Annotated in this window: 2 protein-coding genes; both read right to left on the bottom strand. The window is 76.1% G+C overall.

Going from position 1 to position 12,626, the window contains the following annotated elements:
- The coding region (locus FNH08_RS29920; protein ID WP_228034440.1) for a type I polyketide synthase at window positions 1-1,385 on the bottom strand (1,385 nt) is incomplete at its 3' end.
- Between the two features lie 10 nt (window positions 1,386-1,395).
- The coding region (locus FNH08_RS29915; RefSeq protein WP_152774652.1) for a type I polyketide synthase at window positions 1,396-12,626 on the bottom strand (11,231 nt) is incomplete at its 5' end.

Raw genomic sequence — 12,626 nt, 5'->3', positions numbered from 1 at the left:
GGCGGGGCCTGTTCGAGGATGACGTGGGTGTTGGTGCCGGTCACACCGAAGGAGGAGACGCCGGCACGGCGCGGGCGGTCGGTGTCGGGCCAGGGCTGCTGCGTGCCGAGGACCCGCACCGCGCCGGACGTCCAGTCGACGAGGCGGGTGGGGGTGTCGGCGTGCAGGGTGCGCGGGGCGGTGCCGTGCCGGATCGCCATGATCGTCTTGATGACGCCGGCGACACCGGAGGCCGCCTGTGCGTGACCGAAGTTGGACTTCACGGAGCCGAGCAGCAGGGGCCGTTCACGGTTCTGGCCGTAGGTGGCGAGGAGGCTCTGTGCCTCGATGGGGTCGCCGAGCGGGGTGCCGGTGCCGTGTGCCTCGACGATGTCGATGTCGGAGGGGGTGAGGCGGGCGGCGTCGAGGGCGGCGCGAATGACGCGTTGCTGGGACGGGCCGTTGGGCGCGGTGAAGCCGTTGGAGGCGCCGTCCTGGTTGACGGCGGAGCCACGGACGACGGCGAGCACGTCGTGACCGTGCCGTTCGGCGTCGGAGAGCCGCTCCAGCAGGAGCACGCCGGCGCCCTCGGCCCAGCCGGTGCCGTCGGCGCCGTCGCCGAAGGCCTTGCAGCGGCCGTCCCGGGCGAGGCCGCCCTGACGGCTGAACTCGACGAGCGGTCCGGGCGTCGCCATCACGTTGACGCCGCCGGCCAGGGCCAGGGTGCTCTCCCCGCCGCGCAGTGACTGGCAGGCCAGGTGCAGGGCGACCAGCGAGGAGGAGCAGGCCGTGTCGACGGTGAGCGCGGGGCCTTCCAGGCCCAGCGTGTAGGCAAGCCGTCCGGACAGGGCGCCCGCCCCGATGCCGCTGCCGACCTCGCCGTCGGCGTCGGCCAGGGAGCGCAGCACGAGGTGGGCGTAGTCCTGGCCGTTGGTGCCCATGAACACGCCGGTGCGGCTGCCGCGCAGGACGCCGGCGTCGAGGCCGCCGCGTTCGATCGCCTCCCAGGCGATCTCCAGCAGGATGCGCTGCTGGGGGTCCATGCGCTGCGCCTCACGCGGGGAGATACCGAAGAAGGCGGCGTCGAAGTCGGCGACCTCGTCGAGGAAGCCGCCGCGGGCGCTGAGTTCGTGGCCGTGTTCGTCGGCTCCGGCGGTGCGCAGCGAGGTGAGGTCCCAGCCGCGGTCGGAGGGCAGCGCGGACAGCGCGTCGGTGCCGTCTGCGACGAGTCGCCACAGGTCCTCGGGTGACCGCACGCCGCCCGGGTAGCGGCAGCCGATGCCGATGACGGCGATCGGCTCACCGGCGGCGGCGACCAGTTGCCGGTTCTTCCGGCGCAGACGGTCGACGTCCTTCATGGCGGCCCGCAAGGCCTGGACGACCTGCTCGCTGGGCGTCGTGGTCATGCTGGCTCCATCACTCGGCGGACTCGTCGGTCAGGTCGTACGAGTCATGGGGGTCGGTGGGGTCGCCGGGGCCCGCTCCGTGGCCCTGGAGTGCGGCACGGACGAGGTCGTCGAGGGCCATGGCGTCGATGTCGGCGTCCGGTTCGGGGTCCGGTTCGAGGTCCGCCGGGCCGGCCGCCGCCGGTGTGGCGCTGTCGGTCGTGGCGGCGAGGGCGAGGAGGTCGTCGAGCAGGCCCGCCTCGCGCAGCCGGGCCAGAGGCAGGCCGGTGAGCGCCGACCGGATCCTGGTGTCCTCAGGGGTCTCGTCGGGCGCGGCGGGCGTCTCGGGCGCGAGGCGTTCGATGAGGTGCTGGGCGATTGCCAGCGGTGTGGGGTGGTCGAAGACGAGGGTGGCGGCGAGGGGCAGGCCGGTGGCGGCCGTGAGCTGGTTGCGCAGCTCGACCGCGCCGAGGGAGTCGACGCCGAGGTCGCGGAAGAGCCGTTCGGCGCCGACAGCGGCCGGGTCGCGGTGGCCGAGGACGGCCGCGGCCCGCGCCAGCACCAGGTCGAGGACGGCCTCGGTGCGGCGCGCGGTGGGCAGTTCGGCGAGCCGTTCCCGCAGGGCCGCGGCCGGTTCGGCGGTCTGCTCGGGGGCGGCCTGCGGCCGGTCGTGGCCGGGCAGGCCGCGCAGCAGGGCGCGGGGGCGGCCGGCGGCCGGTCCGGCGAACGCGTCCGCGGCCAACCCGGCGACCAGGGCGGTCGGGTGGGGTTCCGTGACGAGCCGGCACAGCATCTCGGCGGCGAGTTCGGGGTCCATCGGCTCGATGCCCACCCGTCGCATGGCCTCCTCGGCGGCGGCGCCCCCGGCCATGCCGCCGCCTCCCCACACACCCCAGGAGATGGACGTGGCGGGCAGGCCCGCGGCGCGGCGCCGTTCGGCGAGCGCGTCGAGAACGGCGTTGGCTGCCGCGTAGTTGGCCTGGCCGGGGTTGCCGACAAGGGCGGTCGCCGAGGAGAACAGGGCGAACACCTCCAGGTCGCTGTCACGGGTGAGGTCGTCGAGGAGCAGGGCGGAGGCCGCCTTGGCGCGGAAGACCGTGCCGAACCGCTCGGGGGTGAGCCGGTCCAGTACTCCGTCGTCGACGACGCCGGCGGTGTGCACGACAGCGGTCAGCGGCAGGCCGTCCGGGATCGCGGCGAGCAGTTCGGTGAGCTGCTCCCGGTCGGCGACGTCGCAGGCGGTGAGCGTGACGCGGGTGCCGAGGGCGGTGAGCTCGTCGCGCAGTGCGGTGGCTCCCGGCGCGTCGGAGCCACGGCGTCCGGCGAGCACGAGGTGCGGGGCGCCGGCCTTGGCGAGGCGCCGCGCCACATGGGCGGCCAGCGCGCCGGTGCCGCCGGTGATCAGCGTGGTGCCGGACGGTTGCCAGGCGGCGGCGTCGGCGGAGCCGCTGTCCTGCCGGCGTCCGTGCCCAGGTGCCGGGACGATACGACCCGCGAAGACGGTGCCTGCGCGGACGGCGACCTGGTCCTCGGCGTCCGCGCCGCCCTGGCCGGCGAGGACACCGGCCAGGGCGCCGAGGTCGCGGGCGCCGGGCATCGCCGGCGGGAGGTCGACCAGGCCGCCCCAGCGGTCCGGGTACTCCAGCGCGGCGACCCGGCCCAGGCCCCACACGGCGGACTGCTCCGGGACCGGCGCGGCGTCCGCCGCCCCGACCGAGACGGCGCCGCGCGTGACACACCACAGGGGGGCGGTCAGACCCGCGTCGCCGAGCGCCTGGACGAGGGCCGCGGTGCCGACCGTGCCCACGGGCGCCCCGTCGCCGGTGGTGCGGTCGTCCAGGGTCAGCAGCGACAGCACGCCGGCGAATCCGCTGCCGGACGCCCTGATGCGGGCAGCGAGTTCGGCCCGGTCGGTGGTGTCGGCGAGCATGCGCACAACGGTCGTGCCGAGCCCGTCCAGTACGGCGTCCGTCCAGGCGTCGTCGGCGCCGGACGCCGGCAGCACCGCCAGCCAGGTGCCGGTGGCGCGGCGGGCCGGGAGGCCGGACAGCGGCTGCCACACCACGCGGTGCCGCCAGCCGTCCATGCGGGTCTCGGTGTCGCGGCTGCGGCGCCAGTCGAGCAGGGCGGGCAGCACCTTGGCCAGGGAGTCGTCGTCGATGTCGAGGCGGGCGCCGAGCTGTGCGAAGTCCTCCTTCTCGACGGCCGCCCAGAAGTCGCCGTCACCGCTCTGCGCGGCGGGCCGGGCGGTGTGCTCGGGCCAGAACCGCTCGTGTTGGAACGGGTAGGTCGGCAGGTCGACGCGGCGCGCTCCGGTGCCGGCGAAGTAGGTGTCCCAGTCCACGCGGAGTCCTGCGAGGCGCAGCCGGGCCACGGCCGTTGTCAGCGACTCCGTCTCTGCGTGGTCCCGCCGCAGCAGCGGTACGGCGAGCGCCGACGCGGTTTCCCCGGCGGCGGCCATGCCGAGCAGTACACCGCCCGGTCCGACCTCCACGAGCACCGAGACCTGACGTTCCCTCAGGGTGCGCATGCCGTCGGCGAACCGGACCGCCTCGCGGACGTGCCGTACCCAGTACTCGGGCGAGCCGAACTCGGCGTCGGCGAGGCGTCCGGTCAGGTTGGAGACGACGGGGACGGCGGGCGCCGTACTGGTCAGGCCGGCGAGCTGGGCGCGGAAGTCGTCCAGCATCGGCTCCATGTGCGGGGAGTGGAAGGCGTGGCTGACGCGCAGCCGGCCCGTGCGGCGGCCCAGGCCGGCGAAGTGCCCGGCCATGCGCTGCACTTCGTCCGCGTCGCCGGAGACGACCACGGCGTCGGGGCCGTTGACGGCCGCCAGCGACACCCGGTCGGTGAGCAGCGGACGGACCTCGTCCTCGGTTGCCTGCACCGCCGTCATGGCGCCACCCTCGGACAGCCGGTCCATGAGGTGGGCCCGGGCGGCGACGAGCCGGCACGCGTCGGCGAGCGTGAGCGCGCCCGCCACGTGGGCGGCAGCGATCTCGCCGACGGAGTGGCCGACGACGTAGTCCGGGGTGACGCCCCAGTGCTCCAGCAGCCGGAACAGCGCGACCTCGACGGCGAACAGCGCGGGTTGCGCCGTGCCGGTACGGTCCAGGGCCGCCTCGTCGTCGCCCCACATCATGTCGCGCACGGCCGGGTCGAAGTGGCCGAGCACCTCGTCCAGCGCGACGCGGAACGCCGGGTGGGTGTCGTACAGCTCCCGGCCCATGCCGAGGCGCTGGCTCCCCTGGCCGGGGAAGAGGAAGGCGACACGGCCGGGGCGCGGTGCGTCGGTGCGCAGCACGCCGGGGGCGTCGGCGGTGCCGGACGGGTCGGCGAGGGCGGCGAGGCCCGCCGTGAGGTCGTCGGGGCCGGTGGCGGTGAGGGCCGCGCGGTGCTCGAACAGGGCGCGGCCGGTGGCCAGCGCGTACGCCAGGTCGGCGAGGGCCGGGAGCGGGTCGGCGGTGATCCGGTCGAGGAGGAGGCGGGCCTGGTCCCGCAGGGCGGCGGGGGTGCGGGCGGACAGCAGGACGGGCAGCGGCTGCCGTCCGTCCAAGTCGGGCCGTCCGGCCGCCGCGAGGGGCACAGCCGGTGCGGGGGGCGCCTGTTCGAGGACGATGTGGGCGTTGGTTCCACTCGCGCCGAAGGAGGACACGCCCGCGCGGCGCGGCCGGCCGGTGTCCGGCCAGTCGGTCGGCTCGGTCAGCAGCCGCACGGCGCCGGCGGCCCAGTCGACGTGCGGGGACGGCCTGTCGACGTGCAGGGTGCGCGGCAACATACCGCTGCTCATCGCCTGCACCATCTTGATCACTCCGGCGACGCCCGACGCGGCCTGCGTGTGCCCGATGTTCGACTTCACCGATCCCAGCAGCAGCGGCCGTTCGCGGTCCTGGCCGTAGGTGGCGAGCAGGGCCTGCGCCTCGATCGGGTCGCCGAGGCTGGTGCCGGTGCCGTGCGCCTCGACGGCGTCGACGTCGGCCGCGAGCAGACCGGCACCGGCGAGGGCCCGGCGGATGACGCGCTGCTGGGCGGGGCCGTTGGGCGCCGTGAGGCCGTTGGAGGCGCCGTCCTGGTTGATGGCCGTGCCCCGGACCACGGAGAGCACCTGGTGCCCGTGCCGCTGCGCGTCCGAGAGCCGCTCCACGACGAGCATGCCGACGCCCTCCGCCCAGCCGGTGCCGTCCGCGTCGGCGGAGAAGGCCTTGCAGCGGCCGTCGGCGGACAGCGCGCCCTGGGCGGTGAACTCGACGAAGGCGACCGGGGTCGACATGACGGTCACGCCACCGGCCAGAGCGACCGTGCACTCCCCCGCACGGAGTGCCTGCACGGCGAGGTGCAGCGCCACGAGGGAGGAGGAGCAGGCGGTGTCGACGGACACCGTGGGGCCCTGCAGCCCAAGGGCGTAGGCGACACGGCCGGAGAGCAGGCTGCCGGACTGTGCGGTCTCCCAGCGGCCGAGGTCGTCCGGGAGCCGGTAGTCGCCGCTGGTTCCGCCGACGAACACGCCCGCGTCACTGCCGCGCAGCCCGGTCGGGTCGATGCCGGCCCGCTCCAGTGCCTCCCAGGCGGCCTCCAGGACGAGACGCTGCTGCGGGTCCATGACCAGAGCCTCGTTGGGCGAGATACCGAAGAAGCCGGGGTCGAAGTCGGCCGCGCCGTCGAGGAATCCGCCGCGCCGGGTGATGCTGCCGCCGGGGCCGCCGGACAACAGCCGGTCGAAGTCCCAGCCGCGGTCGAGCGGCATGTCGCCGGTGGCGTCGTCACCGGCGACGACGAGGTCCCACAGGTCCTCCGGGGACCGCACTCCACCGGGGTAGCGGCAGCTCATGCCCACGATGACGATCGGGTCGTCGGTCGCGGGGACGGACGCGGGGGTGTCCGTCCGCTCGGACTGCCTGGTCGTGCCGAGGAGTCGGGTGAGCAGGTGGCGGGCAAGTTCGTCCGGCGTCGGGTGGTCGAACACGGCCGTGGCGGGCACGGTCAGGCCGGTGGCGCGGACCAGCTGGTCGCGCAGGTCGACGGCGGCCAGCGAGTCGAAGCCCAGGTCGCGGAAGGGCCGGTCGGGTTCGACGGCGTCGGCGGCGGCCGTGCCGTGTCCGAGGACGAGGGCGCTCTTCTCCCGGACGAGATCGAGGAGTGAGCCGGCGCGTTCCGTCTCGGGCAGGGCGAGCAGGTCGGCGCGCAGGCGCGCGGCCGGGTCGTCGCCGGGCCCGGTGGCGTTCGCGGCGGCGAGCGCGTCGCGGGCCTCGGGCAGGGCGGCGAACAGGGCGGTGGAGGCACCGCTCGCGGTGTGCGCCGGCGCGAAGGTGGCCCAGTCCACGTCGGCGGCGGTGACGGCGGGCAGGCCGAGGCCGACGGCCCGGTCGAGCGCGGCGAGCGCGGTGTCCGGGTCGAGGGCGGGGAGCCCGGTGAGCCGCAGGTGCCCGGCGAGGGACGGTTCGAGGGTTCCGGTCCAGGCGTTCCAGGCGATGGCCACGGCGGCCCGGCCGCTCTCCCGGCCGCGTTCGGCCACGGCCTCCAGGGCGCCGCCGACGGCAGCCTCGGCGGCGCGCCCGCGGGCGCCCCAGGCGGCGGCGACGGAGCCGAACAGCACGAAGGCGTCCAGGTCCCGGTCGGCGAGGAGTTCGTCGAGGGCCAGTACCCCGGCGAGGGCACGGTCGACGGCACCCCCGGAGGGTTCGTCGAGTGCGGCACCGGCAAAGCGGTCAGGCATGGTCCCGGCGGGTTCGTCACGCGTGGCCGCAGCAAACCTCTCACCCGTCACCCCGGCAAGCCCATCGAGCGCGGCTCCGTCCAACCCTTCACCTGTGAGCCCGCCGGCTCCATCGAGCGCGGCCCCGGCGAACCCCTCACCCGTAACCCCGGCCGATCCATCGACCGCGGACCCGGCGAACCCCGCATCCCCGCCGTCGGCGGACCCGGCGGGTTCCTCCGCGTGGACGACTGCGGTGAGCGCGGCGGCGTCCGGGCTGCCGAGGAGTGCGGTCAGGGCGGTGCGGTCGGTGATGTCGCAGGCGTGGACGGTGAGCCGGGCCGCTCCCGCGCTGTCGCCGGTGCCGGCGAGGACGCGGTCGGCGGTGTCCGTGGCGGGCGCACGCCCGACGAGCAGGACGTGCTCGGCACCGCCGAGGGCGGCCCGGCGGGCGACTGCCACGCCCATCGGGCCGGTGCCGATGACGAGCACGGTGCCGCGCGGCCTCCAGTCGGCGCCGTCGGCGCCGGGGCGGGCGCGGACGACGCGGCGGGCCCGCAAGCCGTCGGCGCGCAGGGCCAGCTCGCGTTCGGCGCCCTCCTGGTGGGCGGTGTCCTCGGCGAGGGTGAGGAGGGGGTCGAGCCGCGTGTCGGGGGCGTTGTCCAGGTCGAGCAGTCCGCCCCACCGGCCGGGGCTCTCCAGGGCGGCGACGCGTCCGGCGCCCCAGGCCGCGGCGGGCGTCACGTCCGGCGCGGGGTCGGCGGAGCCGGTCTTCACGCCCCGATGGGTCACGCACCACAGTGGTGCCGTGATGCCCGCCCGCTCCAGCCGGCGCAGCAGTCCGTCGGGGCCATGAGCGCGCACCACGCCGGGCAGGGCGAGCACGCCGACCGGTCCTGCGGTGCCGTCCGTCGGTGAGTCGGGGTCGGTGGCCGGTGCTGCGATGTCGTCGGCCACCGTGTCCAAGCCGGTCCGAAGCAGGCGGTCGGTTCCCAGGGCCGCGACGGCAGCCTCGGTCCATGGCTCGTCCCCGGCGCCGGTCAGCAGCAGCCAGCGCCCGGTTCCGGACGCGTCGGGCAGTGGGAGGGGCACCCACTCGGCGCGGTAGAGGAGGTCGTCGGCGGCTGCCCGGGCGCGGCGCCGTCGGCGCCAGCCGGCCAGGGCGGCGGTCGCCTCGGAGCCGAGATCGGTGCCCAGGGTGGCGGAGAGCGCCGCGGGGTCGGACGCCTCCACTGCCTGCCAGAACTTCGCCTCCACCGGGTCGGCCTGGGGCGCGGGCGCGATTTCGGGCCAGTAACGGCGGTGCTCGAAGGCATAGGTGGGCAGGTCGACGAGGCGGGCGCCGGTGCCCGAGAAGAAGCCGGCCCAGTCCACCGGGACGCCGTCGGCGTGCAGCCGGGCGAGGGCGGTCAGCGCGGCAGTCGCCTCGTCGCCGTCGCGGCGCAGCAGCGGCACCACGGGCGTGGCGTCCTCGACCTGGGCGCGTACGGCGCCGCAGAGCACGGCGTCGGGGCCGGCCTCGACGAACACGCCGACGCCGGCGTCCCGCAACGCGGAGACGCAGTCGGCGAACCGCACAGTCTCACGGACATGCCGCACCCAGTAGTCGGCAGTGCCCAGTTCCCCGTCAGCGGCCGGCCGTCCCGTGAGGTCGGAGAGGACGGTGAGCGCCGGCGGGTGGAACTCCAGACGGTCGAGCACGGCCCGGAACTCGTCGAGCATCGGCTCCATGAGGGGCGAGTGGAAGGCGTGGCTGACCCGCAGGCGGGTGACCTGCGTGGCGTCGAGCCGGTCGAGGACCGCGTTCAGCGCGCTCTCCTCGCCGGACAGCACCACCGCGTCGGGCGCGTTGACGGCGGCGACGGCGACGGTGTCGCCGAGCAACGGCCGTACGTCCTCCTCTCGGGCGCGTACGGCGGCCATGGCGCCGCCGGGCGGCAGGGCGTCCATGAGCCGGGCCCGCGCCGCCACCAGGGCGCAGGCGTCGTCGAGCGTGAGGATGCCCGCGACATGGGCGGCGGTGATCCCGCCGACGGAGTGGCCGGCGACGTACTCGGGGTTGACGCCCCAGGACTCGAGCAGCCGGAACAGGGCGACCTCGACGGCGAACAGGGCGGGCTGCGCCGTGCCGGTGCGGTCCAGGGCGGCGGGGTCGTCGCCCCACATCACCGGGCGCAGCGGGCGACCGGGTTCCAGGTCGAACCGCGCGAGGACGGCGTCGAGCGCGTCGGCGAACACCGGAAAGCGGGCGTGCAGTTCGCGTCCCATGCCGAGACGCTGGCTGCCCTGTCCGGAGAACAGGACGGCGAGCGGGCCGCGGCTGCCCCGGGCCCGGCCGCGCGCGGCCTCCGTCACGCCGTCGGTGCCGGCGAGCAGCACGGCGCGGTGCGGGAGGGCGGCGCGCGCGGTGGCCAGGGTCAGGGCCACGTCGGCGACGGTTCCCGGCCTGTCCGCCGCACGCAGGCGGTCGAGCTGGGCGTCGAGGGCGGCTGTGGTGCGCGCGGAGACGACCCACGGCCACGGGGCCGCGAGCTCGGGACCCGTTTCCGTGCCGTCCGCCCGCCCGCCCTCGGTCGGCTGTGCGACGGCGGGTTCCTCGGGCGCCTGTTCCACGATGACGTGCGCGTTGGTGCCGCTCATGCCGAACGCCGAGACGCCGGCGCGGCGCGGCGCGTGCCCGGCGGGCCACTCGGTGGCGTCGGTGAGCAGGGCGAGGCCGCCGGGCGTCCAGCCGATGTGCGGGGAGGGTTCCTCGGCGTGCAGGGTGCGGGGCAGGACGCCGTGGCGCATGGCGAGGAGCATCTTGATGACGCCGGCGACGCCGGCCGCTGCCTGGGTGTGGCCGAGGTTGGACTTCACCGTGCCGAGCAGCAAGGACCGTTCGCGGTCGCGTCCGTAGGCGGCGAGCAGGGCCTCGGCCTCGATCGGGTCGCCGAGCGTCGTGCCGGTGCCGTGCGCCTCGACGGCCTGAACGTCGGCGGGCCGAAGCCCGGCGTCGGCGAGGGCGTGGCGGATGACGCGCTGCTGGGACGGCCCGTTGGGCGCGGTGAGCCCGTTGGAGGCGCCGTCCTGGTTGACGGCGGAGCCGCGGATCAGACCGAGCACACGGTGCCCGTTGCGCCGGGCGTCGGAGAGCCGTTCGAGGACGAGCACGCCGACGCCCTCCGACCAGGACGTGCCGTCCGCGGCGGCCGAGAACGCCTTGCAGCGGCCGTCGGAGGCGAGTCCGCCCTGGGCGCTGAACTCGACGAAGGCATCCGGCGCCGACATCACCGACACGCCGCCGGCCAGGGCGAGGCCGCAGTCGCCGTCGCGCAGTGCCCGCACGGCCCAGTGCAGGGCGACGAGCGAGGCGGAGCAGGCGGTGTCGACGGTGACGGCCGGTCCCTCCAGACCGAGGACGTAGGACAGGCGGCCGGAGAGCACGCTGGCCGTGTTGCCGGTGGCGGCGTAGCCCTGGACGTCGGCGGTGCCGCGGCGCAGCACGGTGGCGTAGTCCTGGCCGTTGGTGCCGACGAACACGCCGGTAGGCGTGGCGCGCAGGCCGGTCGGGTCGATGCCGGCGCGTTCCAGGGCCTCCCAGGCGGTTTCGAGCAGGAGCCTCTGCTGCGGGTCCATGGCGAGGGCTTCGCGCGGGCTGATGCCGAAGAAGCCGGCGTCGAAGTCGGCGACGCCGTCGAGGAATCCGCCCTCGTGGGTGGCGGAGGCGCCGTCGGCGAGCCCGGCGAGGTCCCAGCCGCGGTCGTCGGGGAACGGGCCGATGGCGTCGCGACCGTCGGCGAGGAGCCGCCACAGGTCGTCGGGGCCGGTGACGCCGCCGGGGAAGCGGCAGCCGATGCCGACGACGGCGATCGGGTCGTCGGCGGCCGCGCGGGTCTGCGGCACCCCGGCCGCGGGTGTGGACTCCTCGGTGTCGCCGAGGAGTTCCCCGAGCAGGAAGTCGGCCAGGTGCTGCGGGGTGGGGTGGTCGTAGACCAGGGACGCGGGCAGGGTGAGGCCCGTGGCGGCGGCGATGGCGTTGCGCAGTTCGAGGGTGGTCAGCGAGTCGAAGCCGAGGTCGCGGAAGGTCCAGTCGGCCTCGACGGTCCGCTGGTCGGCGTGACCGAGGACGGCGGCGATCCGGGTGCGCAGCAGGTCGAGCAGCGTCCGGCCGCGCTCGGCGGGGGGCAGCTCGGCCAGCCGGGACCGCAGATCGTCCCCGCCGTGCCCGGCCGTCAGCTCGTCCGCCGGTGCGGGCCCGGCGAGTTCGGTGAGGAGCGCGGCGGATGCGGGCTGCAGCGCGGCAAGGCGCGGCCAGTCGACGTCGGCGACGGTGACGGCGGTGTCGCCGTGGGCGACCGCGTCCAGCAGGGCGTCGACGCCGAGTTCGGGGTCGAGCGGGGTGAGTCCGGCGCGCCGCAGCCGGCGGTCGATGTCCTGCCCGGCGGCCATGCCGGATCCGGCCCAGGGTCCCCAGGCGATCGCGGTGGCGGGCAGGCCGTCGGCGCGACGGCGGGCGGCCAGCGCGTCGAGCCGGGCGTTGGCGGCCGCGTAGTTGCCCTGTCCTGCGGCGCCGAGGACACCGGCGGTCGAGGAGTACAGCACGAACGCGGTGACCGGCAGGTCGCGGGTGAGCTCGTCGAGGTTCTCCGCGGCGGTGACCTTGGCGCGCAGGACGGCCGTGAAGTCGTCCGGCGTGAGGTCGTCGACGACACGGTCCTCAACGACGCCGGCCGTGTGCAGGACGGCGGTCAGCGGCGCGTCGGCGGGTACGTCGGCCAGGACTGCGGCGAGCTGGTCCCGGTTGGCCGCGTCGCAGGCGGCCAGGGTGACGCGGGCGCCGAGGGCTGTCAGTTCGTCGCGCAGTTCGGCGGCGCCGGGGGCGTCGGGGCCGCGGCGGCTGAGCAGCAGCAGGTGTCCGGCGCCCTCGCGGGCGAGACGGCGAGCGGCGTGCGCGCCGAGGGCGCCGGTGCCGCCCGTGATGAGGACGGTGCCGTGGGGGCCGACGAGTTCGTGGACCGCCGCGGGGGTGTCGCGGCGCCGAGACCGGACGAGCCTGCGGACGTACACACCGGAGTCCCGGACGGCGGTCTCGGTGTCGTCGCCCGCGAGGACGGCCCGCAGCCGGCGCGCGGCGGCGCCGTCGACGTGGCCGGGCAGGTCCACCAGTCCGCCCAGGCGGCCGGGGTGTTCGAGGGCGACGACCCGGCCCAGTCCCCATACACCGGCCTGGGCGGGGTCGCGCACCGGCTCACCCGCTCCCAGGACGGAGACGGCGCCACGGGTCACGCACCACAGGGGTGCGTCGAGTCCGGCGTCGCCGAGTGCCTGGCAGGCGGCGGCGGTGAGCGCGGCGGCGTCCTCGCCGGCGAGCGCGAGTAGCGACAGCACCCCGGTGAACGGTCCGTCGAGGTCCCGGAGCCGGTCGGCGGTTCGCGCGCGGTCGCCGGTGACGATGACGCGTTCGACGGCGGTACCGAGGGCGGCGAGGGTGTCCTCGGCCCACGTGTCGTCCGCGTTCTCAGGGTTCCCGGGGTTCCCGGGGTTCCCGGGCAGCAGCGCCAGCCAGCGTCCGGTGAGGGTGGCGGTGG

Origin of the sequence: Streptomyces spongiae, assembly GCF_009377185.1 — a bacterium.
GTDB classification, from domain to species: domain Bacteria; phylum Actinomycetota; class Actinomycetes; order Streptomycetales; family Streptomycetaceae; genus Streptomyces; species Streptomyces spongiae.
This window is presented reverse-complemented; position numbering and strand designations above follow the sequence as displayed.